Here is a 17,208-nt window from a genome sequence, read left to right on the forward strand (position 1 = left end):
GGGCAGTTGATCCCCCACCTAACTTCTTTGCTTTCGCTGCATTTTGAGGTGGGGGTCTTACTGCCCATTAAAGCGGGATAAAACAGCGCATCGGTTAAAACGTTGATTAAGTCCTTCTGGACTCATGAGTGTAGTTGTATTCGCATAAAGTTGGCTACATAACCGAGTGAGAGAATCGCTTGCTACATGTTGACTGATCCAAATACATAAAGTAGCCAAATCTCGTGCCCCATATTTACTTTTACGTTTTACAAAACCTGTTTCCTGTGCAAGTTGTTGAAGGATATCGGGGGATAAATGTCGCTGTAGCTCTTCAGCAAACAAATGAAATTCATCTTGAATCGAAAGAATCATAAAAAACGCCATCCTTTCTGTATATTTCTACAAAAGAATAACGTTTTCTGTGAATTATGGATATAAATTTATCTTAGGTTGATAGTGATGTGGCGGGATCCTATTTGAATTAAGTTAATGGCTAGAGACATTGAGCCCATAGAAAAATCGAGGTATAGCTCCTTTATATCATTTATTGTTGATTATGCACTTGTCTTAATGATGGAATATCTGTATTAAAGAACTCCAAGTAGTCGTGTAAATGGTAATCTGCTACATCACTTTGTCCTTGATACATGCAGGTTACAATTCCTAATTCTTTTGCAGGTAACAAATCTAGTTCCCTGTCTCCAATAGCTAGGTCAATTCTGTGTTTCTGATGCAAATGAATATATGATGCTGGATTAGGTTTGCGAGGAAAACCATCATCAATTGTAACCATATCTACAAAGTATTTGTCCCAGCCATAGTATTTTAAAATTTCTAAAACGCCATCTCTATGCTTATGTGTCATGATTACATTCTTATCTGCGAACTTTAAGATCTCTTCCACACCATGAAATGGTTTCATATCTTTTGGAGACAATTTTTTCTTTAATCTTTTAATCTTTTCTTTCTGATCGCTAGAGATATTATAGTAGTCCACGGCATGGGAATATGAAATTTTCAACTTTTCATAAATTTCTTGTTTGTCTATCGCTTCTTCTAACACTAAAGAGAGCATTTTCGTATAAGCAGGATATGTATCAAATAAGGTTCCGTCAAAATCCCATAGAATATTCAATTAAATCACCTTTTCTGTAGTTATCTTGACATAAATTCGACAAAAAAAACGTAAACTCCTTTTCCAAACATATTACTATGTTCCAGTTAAGGTAAAGAATGTATAGACACGCTAAAATAAGGAGTTTGCACAGTTTACTTAAAATCTTCGTTTTGGGGCAATCTCAAATTCTTGACTTGATGAGCATGCGTCAGTACCCCATAAAGAAAAGACACCATAAGGTGCCTTCCTCTTGCTTGAGAATCACATCTATTGTATTGAAGAAATTTAGAAAAGGTACATACAAAAAGGTAAGCCGCTAACCATAATCTATAGATGTTTATTATTCTCCAACATGCTGAAGATCTCCGGATTTAATTAATGCGGCTGTTACTTCATCACCGAAAGTATTTAGAGAGAATGTTTGCTCGTCTAACGAATCCATTTTTGTAGCTTCACCTATCTTGCCGTCTTGAAGTTCCCAGAAATAGTTATGTTCTTCTACGATTTTACTAAAATCCCTATTTACCCATCTTTCAGTGATTGCTAATAGTTTTTCTTTATTCTTAAAATCATTTTCATTTAAAATGCTTCTTACTTTCTCTGCATTCTTTTTAGACATAGGAGTTGCGCCCCGTCCGTCACTCGCTTTTACCTTTTGATGAGTCATGCTATGCATAGCTGAAATAACTTCTTCTTCAGTAGCACTTTTAGTGATGTGAAGTTGTGCATTTGAACCTTTAATCTCTGCTTCATTCGATGGTGTTTCTTCTTTATTAGACTCTGCAAAAGCATGCTCCTCACCACCCATTGGTACTTCCGCAAACTGTAACATCCCATAAGTCATACCAGCTGCAAGTACTATCATCCCTATAATAGATCCTAACCAATACGTTAGCTTCTTGTCCATACTCACTTCTCCCTATACTTATCCGAATATCTTACATAAAGAATATCATATATAATTCTCCTTTTTATGGATATGTGAGTTTTTATTTATTAAACATAAAGTGCTGTAATAAACATTACAGCAACTTCCAGTGGCTTCATAAAATATGAACCAAGGGAAGTTCCATTTGAATATACCAAAATACAGGATTTCACTCGAATATTTGAAAAAGCGTTATTGTGAGTTTCTCTCTCGAAAATCACAATTTTTAAAATTGACATAGCACTTCATGCACCATATACTGTTAACAACAGTATACTGTCATTAACAGTAACATAATCCATTCTAGGAGGTCTATTTATGAAACATACAGGAAGACATACAGGTGCATTTCTTTTGTTATTTTTAGCAGAAGGTGATAACTACGGCGGTCAGCTACTTCAGAAATGTGAAGAAGAACTTCCCGTCAATCCAATTGATAGTGCCATTTTGTATCGCACGCTAAAGAAATTAGAAAACGAAGGTGCAATTGAATCTTACGTAAGTACAGATCATCAAGACAAACCGAGAAAGATGTACAAAATTACGTCTGCTGGAAAGGAACAATTAGCAGATTTTCAAATGGATATCGAAGAAAAAATGAAGAACTTATCCTTTTTCCTAGGCAAATATAAAGATTTAAAGGAATCCGATCATGATTAACGGCGTGATCCTTTACACGTTAGCCATTCTTCTTACGGGGATTTCTTTTATGAAGGACCGTACTAAAACGAAAGACGCTCTCATGAAATCGTGGAAAATATTTCGAAACCTTCTCCCTGCCATGCTTTCCATCATGCTTTTCGTTGGCTTATCGCTTTCAATCTTAACGCCATCTTTCATCTCTTCTATCATTGGAGAACAATCTGGATTGTTAGGTATTGTTTACTCTGCACTCCTCGGTTCTGTTGCACTCATCCCAAGCTTTGTCGTGTTTCCTCTTGGAAATACGTTAGTCCAACACGGTGCAGGCCTCCCGCAAGTTGCGGCACTTATGTCTACACTCATGTCAGTAGGACTTACAACTTTGCCAATGGAACAAAAAATATTCGGGCGAAGCTTTGCTTACGCACGTAATGTATCTGCATTACTCATGTCTCTCCTATTCTCCTATATTATTTGGGTGGTGATGGTATGAACGAATTAAAAAAATATCGTTTCTTTTTCATCTTACTACTGGGGCTCTTTGTCTTAACTTTTATAAACCAATCTTTAGGCTGGACTGCATTACAACTAACAGGCAATAGCATTTTAGATATGCTGTTTCTCCTCCCTCCTGTCCTCGTATTTGTAGGATTACTTGATCAATGGGTGAAGAAAGAAACGTTAATAAAATATATGGGCGAAAAATCGGGCATATATGGTATCTTATTCTCTCTATTATTAGGAGGCATTGCAGCTGGTCCCCTTTACGTCGCCTTTCCAATCGCAGCACTACTATTAAAAAAAGGTGCGAGCATTAAATACATCGTATTTTTCTTAGGCGTTTGGACAACTGCGAAATTGCCAATTATCGTATATGAGTTTTCTTCATTTGGAGCTACTTTTACACTTATTCACATTGGCTTCGGTCTCGTATTCTTCTATGTAATGGGGATTATTTTTGAGAGATTTTATGATCAAGGGCAGTTGCTAAGGTATGATGTTACGGAGGAAATGTAAGATTAACAAACATTGGATAACAGACGCAGAAGATCGAACTGTCATTGAAGCATCTTTAATTTCAACTACTTAAAAGGAGGTGTCCCACGAGTCATTTTTTGACTATGTGACACCTCCTCTTTATTTTAGAAACATTACCATAACTTTAATTCGATACAGTATAATAAATGTATAATACAAAAAATTCCATATACTTATTTTGTAATACTTTTTGGAGGTGATTATCTTGAGTAAAAACATGAATCTACTTCTTCAAATAGTAATTGGAATTATCATTATGATCGCACCTATTATCATCATAGGGTTGATGTATGATGGATCGACAGCTATGGGCAACTTATTAGTTGCAGAATTTATAATGAGAATACTATCCCTTATTATCGGCCTTTTAGTTATTAGTAAAGCTTTATATCGTTATTCTCAATAGTTCTTCATACTAAAAAACAGACAATACATACACCACATTTCCCTTGGTTGCTTGAACAATCGTTACGAAAGAAATATAAAAAGACATCTTTACGATTAAAGATGTCTTTTTATATAAACTTTAATTTTCGTTCTGTAAAACCCCGGCTACTTCTACTCCCTTTTTCTCTTCTTTTAAGAATAGCGATACGATAAAAGCAACCACAATAAAGATTAATCCAAGTGCAAATGCACCTTGGAATCCTGATGTTAAGCCATTTAATTTCTCTACTGGATCCATTGGATTTACGGAGCTTTCCATATAGCTAGTTGTTCCTGAAGACATTTTTGAAATAAAGATAGCCGTACCAATTGCGCCAGCTACTTGCTGCAGTGTATTAAACAGTGCTGTTCCGTGCGGATATAGATCTGGTGTTAATTGATTTAAACCGTATGTTTGTGCTGTCATGACAAACATGAGTCCAACCATTAATACGCTGTGCATGACAATAATTTGTACCATTGATGTGTCAGGTGTAATGCCTTTAAATAAGAACATTGCAATACCTACTAACACAATGCCGGGAATGATAATAACTTTCGGACTAAATTTATCAAATAATTTACCTGCGACTGGTCCCATTACGGCACTAATCATACTGCCTGGAAGCATAATTAATCCTGATTTAAAGGCTGTAACGAGTAAAACGGTTTGCAGAAACATCGGTAATAAAGTCATCGTTGAAAATAACGACATCATCACAATGACGATTAATCCAACTGATAATGTAAACATCGGAACTTTAAATGCACGTAGTTCTAAAATCGGATTATCGATTTTTAATTGTCGCACGATAAAAATACATAGTGATACAAGCCCAACAATTAAAGTGCCGTACACTTTCGGATCAGACCACCCTAAGTCACCTGATGCACTAAAGCTATACACAATCCCGCCGAAGCCTAACGTTGATAAAAGAATAGATGGATAATCTACTTTCGGCCTTGTTAACTCTGAAACATTTTGAATGTACTTCATTCCAATTACAATGGAAATGATTACGATTGGAACGACAAAGTAAAATAACCAGCGCCAATTCAATGAATCAACGATTACTCCAGATAATGTAGGACCAATTGCCGGCGCTGACATCATAACGAGTGCGATTAATCCCATCGTGGCACCACGTTTTTCAGGTGGACAAATGATTAAAATCGTATTCATTAATAACGGTGAAATTAATCCAGTCGCTACCGCTTGGACAATACGACCGACTAATAAAACGGCAAATGTCGGTGCGAATCCAGCAATTAATGTACCGACTAAAAACGTTACCATTGCAATCAAAAACATTTGTCTCGTTGTAATCCATTGCTGAAGTAGCGCTGTAATCGGTACTAAAACACCAACCACTAACATGTAGGCTGTAGAAAGCCATTGGATCGTTGACGCTGTTACGTCAAATTCTTTCATTAATACAGTTAACGCATTACCAAGTAACGTTTCGTTTAATAATGCAACCATTGTCCCTAAAAGTAACGCAATTAAAATGGGGGTATGCTTCATATTAGAAGTATCAACTTTGCCATTTGCAGGGCTCTTAGTTGTTATATTCATATATTGATTCTCCTCCTGTTTTTTTACTCCAAAAGCTTTATTTAAACCGGAACACATGTAATATAATATACATATGTAGATTAAAAAGGGAGAATCAATTTTCAGCCATTGTATATTTAATCTACAAAAAAGGAGAATTGTAGATGAATGATAATGAAAAACAACTTGATTTACGTATTAGACGTACACACAAATTACTATGGAATTCCTTATTTGAATTAATGACGCAATCAAAACAGAAATATAGTACCATCACGATTAACCAAATTTGTGATCGCGCAATGGTACACCGAACAACCTTTTATAAACACTTTGAAGATAAAGATGCTTTATTAGCCTTTGGATTTAAACGATACAGCAAGATGATTGCTGAAATACCCGTTTCAGATCGATTAAGTAAACCATTTCAAGTAATGGAACAATTTCTACACCATGAAGAACTCGGTAAAATATTAGAAACGCAAATGTCTGATGAACAATTTATTAACCGGACTCAGTATTTAAGTCACGAAACGAGAAAACAAGAAATAGAAGCGTTACATCAACTGCGCAAAAATCATACGATGCCAAATGATTTAATCATTGAATTTTATTCAGGGGCAATCACCTCATTAAGCGCATGGTGGTTTAAAAATGAAAGAAAAGTTTCTGCTGCTGAAATGGATAGGTATCTCCATCAACTTATTAATCGGGATATTTTTCAGTTTGAGAAGGAATAATTTCCCCATCAAAAAACGCCTATATGAAATAGGCGTTTTTTTGTACATACTATATACCAATCCTCTTCAAATCCGCACCTTCAATAACCGAATGCGAGTATCCCTCTTTCCCAACTCGTACCATCGCTCTTCCTAATTGTTCTGAAGTTATCACACTGCCGAATTTCTTCAATAGTGGATTAAAAGGCTTCATCACATCGTACATCAATTGATATAATTTCGTTTTTGATTTCACACCATTTGCCGGGATAATGAATCCTGGTCTAAACATATACGCAGCTTTGAAAGGTAAACGTAATAGCTCATTTTCCGTTCTTCCCTTCACTCTCGCCCACATCGTACGTCCTGATTCTGTACTATCTGTGCCGCTACCAGATACGTAAATGAACGTCATGTTTGGATTTAACTCCGCTAATGTGTGTGCGGCGGATAACGTTAAATCATACGTAACTTTTGTATACGCCTCTTCCTTCATCCCTTGAGAAGAAACACCTAAACAAAAGAAGCATGCATCAAATCCGGTTATTTTCTCTTCAACAGGCGATAGGTCAGCCACATTTGCAAGCTCAATTTCGTTTAGTTTTTCATGCATCGCATTCGTACGTTTTCTACCGATCGTTACTACTTCTTTCACTTCATCATTTAATAAACTTTCTCTTAGTGCACTCTGACCGACCATACCTGTCGCTCCAAAGATTATAACTTTCATTTGCATCCTCCTTTATATGTTAAAGAAAAGCTGGTTTATCACCGTCTGTATTCGGTTTGTTTACACCTAAGTTTCCGCCAACATGTAAATCAGATGATTGTGCCAATTTAACAACGAACGCTGCGACACTTTTACGTGATACTTCCGTTCCTTTATACGGCTCACCTTTTTCCGTAATTTCATATTCAACTTCATCATAATCCGTTAACCACGCTGGTCGCAACACGGTGTAATGAAGGTTGGAAGCTTCAATTACATCAGCAGATTTTCGGTACGGCCCTAAATATTGACCAATCGTACGGTTATTCCATTTCCCGAATTCTCCTGGTACTTCATCATAAATGCCGAGTGAGCTAATGAAAATAAGACGTTTCACTTCCGTCCCTTCCATCGCACTCACAACCGTTTTCGCCTGCTCTTCTAAATCGTCACCAGCTAAATTTGCATACACAACATCTTGATTTACCATCGCTTCGTTTAACGTTTCACGATTTAGAACATCGCCTTCCATAATGCGTACGCGATCAGAAGCATATTGCTGTACTCGATCTGCATTTCGTAAATATAACGTTAACCTTGCATCCGTTTCATTTAAAAATAACTCAATCGCATTACGCGCAATTTGTCCGTTCGCTCCAAGAATTAATACGTTCGTCATCTTCAAAAACTCCCTTTCTTATTTTGTATAAGGCAGTAGGAGGTATTTCTACTGCCTCACATCATTTTTTATTTAAGATTTTCTTTAAAGAATGTATCTAATTTTTCAATCGCTGGATTCACGTATTCCGGCACATCGTATAATGCAACGTGTGTCGCACCATCCACGATGAATAATTCTTTATTTTTACTCGCAGCTTCTTCCACTACTTCCTCACTGAAATAGCGCGTATCCGCATCACTACCTGCAATTGTTAAAAGCGGTTGTGTTAAAAACTTATTAATATGGCTAAAAGGTGAGTATGTTGCAATTTTAGCAAAACTTGTGAATACTAGACGGTTCGGTGCATTTTCATGACGGCCACGTTCTTGTACATAGTACTCATGCCCTTCCGCCATCGTCCCAGTCATGCTTTCATCTAACTCTTCTGGTACATACGAAATATAATACGTATCCGCACCATTCGCTTCGTTCGTGCGTTGACCTGATACTTGTTCTAATAGCTTAATTTGATCTTCTGCTGGGATAACGCGGCCAAGCCCTTCTGTAAATAGTGAGCCAATATCAACCATACTTACTGTTGCGACTGCTTTCATACGACGATCCGTTTGCGCAGCTGCTACTGTATAACCTCCGCCAGCGCAAATACCTAGCGCACCGATTTTATCATTGTCTACATATGATAATGTCGTTACATAATCTACCGCTGCACGCATATCTTCTGTACGAGCATATGGATCTTCAAAATAGCGAGGTGTTCCTTCGCTCTCCCCTTGGTTTGATGCATCGAACGCTAAAGTAATAAAACCTAATTCAGAAAGCTTATTCGCATAAAGACCGGCTGCTTGTTCTTTCACGCCTCCACCTGGATGAGAAACAATGATTGCTGGATACTTTTTCGTTTCATCAAACTCCACTGAAACATATAAATGACCTGCTAATAATAACTCGTTATTTTTGAATGTAACATTTTGTCTCATAATAAAACCCTCCAATATTTTTTATATTAATCTTCGATAGTAAACCATGGACCTGAAGCTTCAATTACATGCCACAGTTTTTCTGGAAGCTCTAGCTCACTTACTGTTGATTTCTGAATCGCTGTTTTCAGTTCCTCTTCTTTTCCGTTCTTAACTTTTTCGATCCAGTCTGGATTCATAATTAACGCATGACCAATTGCCGCAAGTGATACTCCTTCTTCTAAAGCTAACGCTGCATCAGCTGGCGTTACGATAGAACCAGCTACCATTACAGAAACTCTTCCGTTTACATGTTCAACGATTAACTCCATGTATGTTTTCTCGCCCTCGCTATCAACTGGTTTAGAAGTAAGCGCACTCGCTAACGAAGCGTGAACATAATCAACATCTAATTCAATAAGACGATTCATTAATTCGTACGTATCTTTCATTCTTAAAGCACCTTCTTGTGGTTCATCAGGTGAGAATCTGTAACCAAGTGCGAACGGCTTAGTTGCATACTTTTTAATAACTGACTGAATTTCACGAACGACCGCTAACGGGAAACGTAATCGATTTTCTAAAGAACCGCCCCACTCATCTTCACGTCTATTAAAGAAAGGTGAGACGAAGTTTTGTAGTAAAAATCCGTGTGCGCCGTGAATTTCAACGCCATCAAATCCAGCTTCAATTGCTCTTCGCGTCGTTTCTCCAAAGTCGCGAATTACTTCTAAAATTTCATTATGCGAAAGTTCCCTTGGTAATACAGAAGGCGCAAACGGAGATGCTTCTGTTTCTAAAGCACTTGCACTTACTACATCCCCGCCTGGCGTGAAATCAGGTAATGCTTTATTTCCTGCATGGAAAATTTGAAGGATAGCAGGAGCCCCGCCGCTCTTAGCCGCATCCGCCAATTTGCGTAAACTTGGAGTGAACGTATCATCATAGGCTGCGAATTCATTTGTAAAACCGATACCATTCGCCTGCACATGCGTACATCCCGTAATAACAAGCCCTACTCCGTTCACTCTTTTCTTGTAGTAACTTACTTCTTCATCTGAAATCGTATAATCATCATTGCCAGCCCAAGTTGTCATCGGTGCCATCACGACTTTATTTTTCAGGGTAACGCCAGATTTAAATGTAAATGCTTCAAATAAGTTGTTATATTTCGGATTCATAATTGACCTCTTTCTCTTTGTTTTTCATATATAAAATTTTCATTATTTTGTTATTTTTTCTTTTGAAGAAAGTTGCTTAGAGCACAAAATTTAACTGCTATCCCCCTCTTTCATTAAGAAATGACACTCGAAAGAATTAATGCACATTGATGTATTATCTCTCCCTTGTGTATAATATAAAATGAAAAAGAGATGCTTTCAAACGTCAATTTTAGTGAATTCACGCATTAATGCACACTTCCATCAAAATCGTGTATTAATTCTCAAGAAAGTTTGGTGAAGACAATGGAAAAGGTCGATAGAAGGATCATTAAATCAAAAGAAGCAATAAAAAACGCTTTCGTTGAACTAATGGCCGAAAAAGGATTTGATAAAATTACAGTAAAGGATATTTGCGCCGAGGCGAACATCGGAAACAGAACGTTCTATCTACATTACCTCGATAAATTTGATTTACTCGACAAACTCGTTGTAGAACGTATCGAAGCACTAAAAACACTGTGCGCTCCCCTCCATGATTTAAGCTTTAGAGAAGCATGCATCGCTTGGTTCGAAAACATGGAACAGCACTACTTCTTCTTTTCAACGATGTTAGCCGGAAAAGGAGCTTCCGCTTTCCGCAAACATTTCTTCGATTACATCATCGAACAAATAAAAGACGATATAGATATTAAAGAAGGCATAAACAAAGGATTTAGTGAAGACATGATCATCACATTCTTCGGCTACGCTATCGTAGGCGTCGTGGAGACATACTTTATGAAGGGACTTCCTGATCCGCCGGAAGTTGTCGCGGAACAGCTTGGCTTGTTGTTAGATCGGAACTTTTAAATGAAAAGAGGCTGTTTTATAAACCGATTGAACCGGATTATAAAACAGCCTCTTTCTTATGGAATAAAACGTCGATAAATTTAAGTTACAAATATTCAGAATTAATATTAAAATAAGTAATGGGTATAGGGGTATGGGATTTTAAATTTTATACATAACGAGGGAATAGAAATGAGAACTCAATTAAAAGCGGATTTAGGGCTACTACTAGTTACATTTTTTTGGGGTGCATCCATCCTACTTACAAAGCTTGGACTTGATGATATAGAAGAATATAATTTAATCGCATTACGATTTATTATCGCTTTTCTTTTATCAGGTTTAATATTTTACAAACATTTATTCAAGATCGATTTTAAAACTGTAAAATATGCATTCATACTCGCTTCTGTCTTATTTATCGTGTACATTTTTGCGACGTTTGGTACAAAGTATACGAGCGTATCTAATGCAGGGTTTTTACTATGTCTCACAGTTATTTTCATTCCGATACTATCAGCTATCTTTTTAAAACACATTCCGGAAAAGAAAGTGATAATAGGAATTGTTTTAACGATAGTCGGAATCGGCTTATTAACATTAACGAGTGAATTCAAGATCGGTAACGGCGATATATTTTGCATACTGTCCGCCCTATTTTATGCGATTCACGTCATCATTACCGGAAGCGTAACGAAACATGTGAACTCCATTGCACTAGGGGTAGTGCAGCTCGGTTTTGTCGGCCTATTTAGTCTTATTTTTTCATTCATAATAGAAACACCAAAACTTCCTAGCACAATCGACTCATGGCTCATCATATTAATCTTAAGCATATTCTGCACCGCAGTCGCATTCATCGTGCAAGTGATCGCCCAGCAATACACGACGCCTACACATACAGGACTTATCTTCTCATTAGAACCTGTCTTTTCCGCAGGATTCGCTTTCGTTTTCACAGGTGAAACACTTACAGGAAAAGGATACTTAGGCGCGACTCTTATATTAGTAAGTGTGTTAATTGCTGAGGTAGATTTTAAGGGGGTATTGAGGATTGGTTTTAAGAGGAATGTGGAGTAATTCATTGGCATAATCCAAATTCTAACTGCAACATATCGTACTATACCTTTTATTCAGCGACAGGAACTTTATTTCCTGTCGCTGAAATGAGTTAATTCTCACTATAATCGTTATATTACTAATTCCTCCACAACCTTTAGAGAACGACATTCAATTTCCTTGAGAAAACTCTCGAATACATCCATAAATTGTTTAGGCTCATGTATGTGAGCAACGTGCCCGGCATTTTTTAATTCTATATATGTCACATGAGGAATCCAATAGTTTATATTGTATAGCGTTTCTTTATATAAATGATCATGCTCACCCATCACCCATAAAACGGGTTGCTTAATCGACATCAACATTTCTTCCGAATCAAATTCCATTTGGATTCGTACTGCTTTTTCAAATACATTCGGATGTAATAATTGTCCATACTTATAGAAAATAGATTGCGAGTCTTCAGGTATTTCTTTTCTATTTGGATTTTGAAGCATTGCATATTGCTTTAACCAACTTTGATTTGTATATTCACTCTTCCGCGTTAAAAGTTGCGATAGATTCGCTTGAAATTCTGACGGAACATTACAATATCCACCCGAAAAAGTTAAACTAGCTACTTTTTCAGGATACTTATTCGCAAATGCTAAAGCTGGCAAACATCCAAAACTAAGGGCACATAAATGCGCTACTTCAATACCTGCCCGCTCGTATTCACTATTTAATTGCTCAACTAAAACCTCTAAGGAAAAAGGCACATCCTTCCCTAAAGTATCCAAACCGTACCCGGGGAAATCATACCACCAACAATCATATGAAGACTTCAAGTATTCATACTCTGTTTTGAATGCATTTCTATCCCCTGTTATCCCATGTAAAAATACAATATTGTCTTTCATAAACATGAACCTCATTTTCTTCCAATATACTAACCATCTTAATATTTTTATATTAAAATTGTTTAAAAATCAATACACCCTTTTATTTTTATAATTTATATAAGGTAATTTGACGAATATAAATATACGTTATATGGTAGAAAAGGAAATAAAAGAGAAAAAGAGGGGTATTTATGAAAAAAATGAAAGTCATCTTCACACTCGCCACATCACTACTACTTTTGCAAGGCTGCAATAACACTACGAGTAAAGCGAATGAAACTACGAATTCTAACACTGAAATGCAAACTATGAAAAAAGAAAATGAATCCCTAGAAAAAACAAATAAAGAACTAACAAAAAAGATTGCCGATTTAGAAACGAAAACAGGTAAAGAACAAAAAACATATGAATTAGATAAAAAATTAGCACAAAAAATCTATAGTATTTACACAGGCTCTCCTTGGGATAATAGCCTTGAGGATGCTGGTTGGGAATTTAAGAAAAACTCCAATACAAAAGGTACAATTAGCACAAATCGCGGCGGCGGACAAGTCATACAAATCCTTTCAAATTACGCGATTATGTTCGAAGTTGGCGGTTTAGATGCACCAACTATCAGTAACCTTAAAGTCATTGATTTGAATACTGAAAAAGTAATGAATGAATATCCAGATCAGAACGCTAATGATAGTAAAGAAAATAAGAAAGAAGAAGCTAAAAAGTCATCTTCAAAGGTTGATAAGGAAAAATTGAAGAAGCAGTTGACGGATAAGACATTTGTTGCTCCTTCACCAGAAGAATCCGGATACAAAGTGAAGGAAGTTATGGCTGCAGTGGAAGATTATTTGATTTCTAATAAAAGCAACCCTGGGGACTATCAAGTAGATGTAGAAGATACAACTGATGATGGTAATACACTACTTGCGTTAAGACAAGATAATCACGCTGGAGCTGTAGTCGTAATGAACCGTTATGTACTAGATAAAAATGGTTATGTCTATGAATATGATTTCCTTGAACAAAAGGCGAAAGATACTCCTTTAACAAACATATATATTAGAGACCTTTTAAATCAAAAAGACTAGGAAACTAGTCTTTTTAATTTTCGCTATTATTTACGTCTTTCTTTGTAATACTCTTTATCATAGACTTTATCGTATTTTGCTCGTCTTCTAGCATCTTTTTTAATCTCGCCTTCTTCTCTAGCTGCTTTAAGTCTAACATTTCCCCAAGCCCACATTCCGATACCAACTAGAACTAACAAAAAAGCAATTGCTATGTAACCATCAAGTAAAAATACTAGTGCAAAGAAAAAAAAGACTACAGCAACCAATTTGAGTTTCACATGACTAAGCATCCCTATTCTCCTTCTTCCATTTTTTGATATATTAATATCATACCAATAAAGTGAAACTTTAATCAGTGGGGGTTTTCTTCATCCCCCACTGATTATTAGTTGAACCAATCGGACTTTTATGGGCAGTTGATCCCCCACCTAACTTCTTTGCTTTCGCTGAATTTTGAGGTGGGGGTCTTACTGCCCATTAAAGCGGGATAAATTACAATAAATAACAAATATTGTTTTTAAACATACACAAAAGAAGGGTAGTTATGTAAGCACCTTACACAACTACCCTTCTTTATTGTAATTACAACTTTTACATATGCTATTCCACATCCGCATCATCCAAACGAATATGCGCTACTTTCCATTCTCCACAAACTGCCCATACTCCTTCAAAAATCTTAGTTTAAAACTGCCCACAGGTCCATTTCGATGCTTTGCCACATGAATCTCCGTCATCTCTTTCTGCATCGTTTCCTTATCATAATAATCCTCTCGATACATAAGCATAATGACATCCGCATCTTGCTCAATTTGTCCTGTCTCTCTTAAATCAGATAAAAGAGGGCGCTTATCTTGACGCGACTCTACAGAACGAGACAATTGCGACAACGCCACTACACAAACATTCAAATCACGTGCTAATAACTTAAGCTTACGAGAAATCTCACTAATCTCTTGAAATCGATTGCCCTTATGCTTTTGATCACCTGTAATAAGCTGCAAATAATCTACTATAACTAAAAGCTTCTTATCACCGTGCTTCCTCTTTAACTTACGCGTTTGCATCCAAATATCTTGCACCGTAACCCCTGCATTGTCGTAAATTTCAAGTGATAATTCACCAATCTCCGCAAACGCCTGACTCACCTTTTCCCAATCTTCCAGCGCAAAACGGTGCTTCGGATTTTTCAACCTACCTCCTGACACTTCCCCTACACAAGACGCCATCCGCTTTAACAATTGCTTACTACTCATCTCTAACGAAAACAATCCAACCGCCGCTCCAGACTTCGCCGCATACATGCCAACATTTAGCGCAAACGCAGTCTTCCCCATAGAAGGACGCGCACCAAGAACGACAAAATCACCTTCCTGCAATCCGCACGTCATTTTATTTAGCGATGTATAACCAGTCTCAATCCCCGTAATCTCTTTTGCATCTTGATGCAGCTCCTCATACAAACCAACTAACGCATCCTTCAAATCAAACTCACATACACAGTCCTTCTCCTCTAACTCGCAAAGTGCCGTAATCGTCTCACCAATAATTTTCTCACTCTTCTCCGCAATAAGACGCTCTCCCATCTTGTGCCCGAGAACACCAGCCTGATACATTTTCCAGGCACCTCGAACAAGCCCCTCATAATACGAGAAGTTGGCAGTAGTAGGCACACCATCCATTAACCCTATAAAATACGCCAGTCCCCCGATCCCCTTCAAAAACTTCGGGTCCACTCTAGAAGTGAACGTCACAAGATCAATCGGTTGCCCCTCATCTTCCATCTTTCGCATTAACTGAAATATAGACTTATGCACCGGCATAGAAAAATACTGCTCCGTCAAACGGCACTCCTTAATAAGCTCTCCATCAATTAATAGAGAACCTAACACCGTCTTCTCCGCCTCCACATTTTGAATACTCATGGCCGCCACCCACGCTCCGCTAAAAAGCGCTGCAACTCTTCCTCTGACGGCACACTCTTCTCCCACTCCTCACACTTCGCCAAAAAATGCTCCGTCTCCCCCGTACTAACAGACGACCCCTTCTTCCGGAAGCTCGCCATATCCGCATCAACCTCAGATACTTTCGTAAACCCTTTCCCGTGCCACCCCTTCAAAATTCCCTTCACATAAGCAACCGTCCGCTTATTATTCTCAAACGCAATTTGAAGAGCCTTCAGCACAAGATCCTCTGACAAATCATCCATCCACGCACTCAATTCCTCTACCGTATGAGGAGACAAACTACCGAAATGTTGCTCAAAAAAAGAAAACACGCGACCTCCCGTTTCTTCCTCTATAACCTCTTCTTCCTCTGCCTCCTCACAATCCGGCTCTACATCATCCATAGCCAAATCACCAGGCATACCGAAATGCGCTAACAACATCGGAACATTCATCTCCTCCTCCGCACACTTCTGAAGAAACATATGTACAAACTCCTTATTCTTCACACCCTTAAGCTCACGAAGCACACACTTCTCCACATTCGTATTCGTCACCGGATTATAACGAAGCCAATTCAAAACGAATAACTCCCGAGTATCCGCATCATAAAGAACCTTCCCATAATCAACAAACCGCTGCACAAGCTTATCAACAGTCTCCCTGTTATAACCCGTCTCCATCTCAGCTAACCGCTTCGGAAAAGGAAAAATCCCACACTGCGTCGTCTTCGAACAAGTCAACAAATACACATAAAAATACCGCTCCTCCGGCGTCAAATCCAAAACAAAATCATCCTGCCAAAAATTCACCTGCACATTACGATACACCGCCATCCAAATTCCTCCCGTCCCCATTCAAAATGTAAAAGCCCCTTTGTAATATATATAGGCGGGAGGTTCGGGTTTTGGGCGTGTTATTTCAAAATTTTTTTGACTACTACTACGGTGTTTGTAGTTGTTTTTGTTTTTGTTATGTTTTTTCTTAGTGATTTATTACTTGGTAGGGGCTTGTAAGGGGCTTCGGAGGGGTTAGTTATCGGTTACTTCAGAAAAGTAATAGCATGCTGATAGTCTTTCATAGCGGATTTTATCTTTTTTGATTTGTAGGCAACGTTTTGAGAGACTTAGAAGACAAATAAAGTAAAAGAAATACAAATTTCACCTCTAAGGTTAAGAGCGCTAGTTCGAGTTCGGTAATAACATAGTTATAGAAACCTTATCAAATTGGCATTTAATAAGGTTTCATGTATGCACTCTTACATTTTACAGAGCGTATGAACAAAATTTTTTTACCAAGATTAATTCCAATTTTTTGTCTTAGTACTGCCTTAGCTTAACTAAGTATTTTTGCTTTTTTGATACTTATTATAAGAAATACAATATCTTTTTGTACCAAAGGAACAAGGAAACGTCCATTCTATATACTATTTGAACAGTCACTAGTATTTAACATTTATACATCTTACCTAAACATTACATACACCCATTCTCTATTTTTGGTAAAT

19 protein-coding genes and 1 pseudogene are annotated in these 17,208 nt (G+C 37.4%); 8 read left to right on the forward strand and 12 right to left on the reverse strand.

The genetic code is table 11. The features are described from left to right. Positions 1–58: 58 nt before the first annotated feature. From EUC40_RS21055 to EUC40_RS21065, 3 genes and pseudogenes are all read right to left on the reverse strand, one after another. Positions 59–354 (reverse strand): annotated as a pseudogene (locus EUC40_RS21055) (IS4 family transposase); the annotation flags it as partial. Positions 355–526: 172 nt separating this feature from the next. Continuing rightward, positions 527–1,117, reverse strand: coding sequence for an HAD-IA family hydrolase (locus tag EUC40_RS21060; RefSeq protein WP_156576485.1), 591 nt, complete (start codon positions 1,115–1,117; stop codon positions 527–529). 322 nt (positions 1,118–1,439) lie between these two features. After that, complete coding sequence (locus EUC40_RS21065) at positions 1,440–2,006, reverse strand: PRK06770 family protein (RefSeq protein WP_156576486.1); 567 nt, start codon at positions 2,004–2,006, stop codon at positions 1,440–1,442. 339 nt (positions 2,007–2,345) lie between these two features. Between EUC40_RS21065 and EUC40_RS21070 the strand changes: the two genes are divergently transcribed. The 4 genes from EUC40_RS21070 to EUC40_RS21085 all read left to right on the forward strand — a co-directional run bounded on the left by EUC40_RS21070 (position 2,346) and on the right by EUC40_RS21085 (position 4,113). After that, positions 2,346–2,687, forward strand: coding sequence for a PadR family transcriptional regulator (locus tag EUC40_RS21070; RefSeq protein ID WP_071710717.1), 342 nt, complete (start codon positions 2,346–2,348; stop codon positions 2,685–2,687). Further along, positions 2,680–3,162: a hypothetical protein gene (locus EUC40_RS21075; protein WP_156576487.1), complete on the forward strand. Its 483-nt coding sequence runs from the start codon at positions 2,680–2,682 to the stop codon at positions 3,160–3,162. Before EUC40_RS21070 ends, EUC40_RS21075 begins: the two co-directional genes overlap by 8 nt. After that, complete coding sequence (locus tag EUC40_RS21080) at positions 3,159–3,686, forward strand: permease (RefSeq protein WP_156576488.1); 528 nt, start codon at positions 3,159–3,161, stop codon at positions 3,684–3,686. Before EUC40_RS21075 ends, EUC40_RS21080 begins: the two co-directional genes overlap by 4 nt. Positions 3,687–3,912: 226 nt before the next feature. Further along, entirely contained in the window at positions 3,913–4,113 is a 201-nt protein-coding gene (locus tag EUC40_RS21085) for a hypothetical protein (protein ID WP_156576489.1), read from the forward strand. Positions 4,114–4,233: 120 nt separating this feature from the next. Here EUC40_RS21085 and EUC40_RS21090 read toward each other — a convergent pair whose 3' ends face one another. Continuing rightward, positions 4,234–5,709, reverse strand: a complete 1,476-nt coding sequence (locus EUC40_RS21090) for an MDR family MFS transporter (RefSeq protein ID WP_156576490.1) — start codon at positions 5,707–5,709, stop codon at positions 4,234–4,236. 143 nt (positions 5,710–5,852) lie between these two features. Between EUC40_RS21090 and EUC40_RS21095 the strand changes: the two genes are divergently transcribed. Further along, positions 5,853–6,428, forward strand: coding sequence for a TetR/AcrR family transcriptional regulator (locus EUC40_RS21095; protein WP_156576491.1), 576 nt, complete (start codon positions 5,853–5,855; stop codon positions 6,426–6,428). A gap of 49 nt (positions 6,429–6,477) precedes the next feature. On the opposite strand, the gene EUC40_RS21100 is transcribed toward EUC40_RS21095, so the two are convergent. The 4 genes from EUC40_RS21100 to EUC40_RS21115 form a co-directional block, all read right to left on the reverse strand. Continuing rightward, on the reverse strand, positions 6,478–7,137 hold the full coding sequence (locus EUC40_RS21100; RefSeq protein WP_156576492.1) for an NAD-dependent epimerase/dehydratase family protein: 660 nt from the start codon (positions 7,135–7,137) through the stop codon (positions 6,478–6,480). Between the two features lie 19 nt (positions 7,138–7,156). Continuing rightward, complete coding sequence (locus EUC40_RS21105) at positions 7,157–7,795, reverse strand: SDR family oxidoreductase (protein WP_156576493.1); 639 nt, start codon at positions 7,793–7,795, stop codon at positions 7,157–7,159. 68 nt (positions 7,796–7,863) lie between these two features. Beyond that, a complete protein-coding gene (locus EUC40_RS21110; RefSeq protein WP_156576494.1) occupies positions 7,864–8,775 on the reverse strand; it encodes an alpha/beta hydrolase in 912 nt (303 codons plus the stop codon). A gap of 26 nt (positions 8,776–8,801) precedes the next feature. Next, positions 8,802–9,935, reverse strand: coding sequence for an NADH-dependent flavin oxidoreductase (locus EUC40_RS21115; protein WP_156576495.1), 1,134 nt, complete (start codon positions 9,933–9,935; stop codon positions 8,802–8,804). Between the two features lie 285 nt (positions 9,936–10,220). Between EUC40_RS21115 and EUC40_RS21120 the strand changes: the two genes are divergently transcribed. Beyond that, entirely contained in the window at positions 10,221–10,766 is a 546-nt protein-coding gene (locus EUC40_RS21120; RefSeq protein WP_156576496.1) for a TetR/AcrR family transcriptional regulator, read from the forward strand. 171 nt (positions 10,767–10,937) lie between these two features. Beyond that, positions 10,938–11,825, forward strand: coding sequence for a DMT family transporter (locus EUC40_RS21125; RefSeq protein WP_156576497.1), 888 nt, complete (start codon positions 10,938–10,940; stop codon positions 11,823–11,825). Between the two features lie 110 nt (positions 11,826–11,935). Here EUC40_RS21125 and EUC40_RS21130 read toward each other — a convergent pair whose 3' ends face one another. After that, positions 11,936–12,706: an alpha/beta fold hydrolase gene (locus EUC40_RS21130; RefSeq protein ID WP_244322169.1), complete on the reverse strand. Its 771-nt coding sequence runs from the start codon at positions 12,704–12,706 to the stop codon at positions 11,936–11,938. A 173-nt stretch (positions 12,707–12,879) separates the two neighbouring features. Between EUC40_RS21130 and EUC40_RS21135 the strand changes: the two genes are divergently transcribed. Further along, positions 12,880–13,773: a hypothetical protein gene (locus EUC40_RS21135; RefSeq protein WP_156576499.1), complete on the forward strand. Its 894-nt coding sequence runs from the start codon at positions 12,880–12,882 to the stop codon at positions 13,771–13,773. Positions 13,774–13,799: 26 nt separating this feature from the next. Here EUC40_RS21135 and EUC40_RS21140 read toward each other — a convergent pair whose 3' ends face one another. The 3 genes from EUC40_RS21140 to EUC40_RS21150 form a co-directional block, all read right to left on the reverse strand. Then, complete coding sequence (locus EUC40_RS21140; RefSeq protein ID WP_156576500.1) at positions 13,800–14,045, reverse strand: hypothetical protein; 246 nt, start codon at positions 14,043–14,045, stop codon at positions 13,800–13,802. Between the two features lie 345 nt (positions 14,046–14,390). Further along, entirely contained in the window at positions 14,391–15,680 is a 1,290-nt protein-coding gene (gene dnaB / locus EUC40_RS21145) for a replicative DNA helicase (RefSeq protein WP_156576501.1), read from the reverse strand. Next, positions 15,677–16,537, reverse strand: a complete 861-nt coding sequence (locus EUC40_RS21150) for a DnaD domain-containing protein (protein ID WP_156576502.1) — start codon at positions 16,535–16,537, stop codon at positions 15,677–15,679. The genes dnaB and EUC40_RS21150 overlap by 4 nt, the downstream gene beginning before the upstream one ends. Between the last annotated feature and the right edge of the window lie 671 nt (positions 16,538–17,208).

Origin of the sequence: Bacillus luti (assembly GCF_009739945.1) — a bacterium.
GTDB lineage: Bacteria > Bacillota > Bacilli > Bacillales > Bacillaceae_G > Bacillus_A > Bacillus_A luti.

Coding starts and splice junctions, on each gene's coding strand:
- EUC40_RS21090 (WP_156576490.1), bottom strand. CDS start 5,709: ATGAATATAACAACTAAGAGCCCTGCAAATGGCAAAGTTGATACTTCT.
- EUC40_RS21135 (WP_156576499.1), top strand. CDS start 12,880: ATGAAAAAAATGAAAGTCATCTTCACACTCGCCACATCACTACTACTT.
- EUC40_RS21065 (WP_156576486.1), bottom strand. CDS start 2,006: ATGGACAAGAAGCTAACGTATTGGTTAGGATCTATTATAGGGATGATA.
- EUC40_RS21150 (WP_156576502.1), bottom strand. CDS start 16,537: ATGGCGGTGTATCGTAATGTGCAGGTGAATTTTTGGCAGGATGATTTT.
- EUC40_RS21080 (WP_156576488.1), top strand. CDS start 3,159: ATGAACGAATTAAAAAAATATCGTTTCTTTTTCATCTTACTACTGGGG.
- EUC40_RS21095 (WP_156576491.1), top strand. CDS start 5,853: ATGAATGATAATGAAAAACAACTTGATTTACGTATTAGACGTACACAC.
- EUC40_RS21105 (WP_156576493.1), bottom strand. CDS start 7,795: ATGACGAACGTATTAATTCTTGGAGCGAACGGACAAATTGCGCGTAAT.
- dnaB (WP_156576501.1), bottom strand. CDS start 15,680: ATGAGTATTCAAAATGTGGAGGCGGAGAAGACGGTGTTAGGTTCTCTA.
- EUC40_RS21140 (WP_156576500.1), bottom strand. CDS start 14,045: ATGCTTAGTCATGTGAAACTCAAATTGGTTGCTGTAGTCTTTTTTTTC.
- EUC40_RS21120 (WP_156576496.1), top strand. CDS start 10,221: ATGGAAAAGGTCGATAGAAGGATCATTAAATCAAAAGAAGCAATAAAA.
- EUC40_RS21130 (WP_244322169.1), bottom strand. CDS start 12,706: ATGAAAGACAATATTGTATTTTTACATGGGATAACAGGGGATAGAAAT.
- EUC40_RS21125 (WP_156576497.1), top strand. CDS start 10,938: ATGAGAACTCAATTAAAAGCGGATTTAGGGCTACTACTAGTTACATTT.
- EUC40_RS21110 (WP_156576494.1), bottom strand. CDS start 8,775: ATGAGACAAAATGTTACATTCAAAAATAACGAGTTATTATTAGCAGGT.
- EUC40_RS21070 (WP_071710717.1), top strand. CDS start 2,346: ATGAAACATACAGGAAGACATACAGGTGCATTTCTTTTGTTATTTTTA.
- EUC40_RS21115 (WP_156576495.1), bottom strand. CDS start 9,935: ATGAATCCGAAATATAACAACTTATTTGAAGCATTTACATTTAAATCT.
- EUC40_RS21100 (WP_156576492.1), bottom strand. CDS start 7,137: ATGAAAGTTATAATCTTTGGAGCGACAGGTATGGTCGGTCAGAGTGCA.
- EUC40_RS21075 (WP_156576487.1), top strand. CDS start 2,680: ATGATTAACGGCGTGATCCTTTACACGTTAGCCATTCTTCTTACGGGG.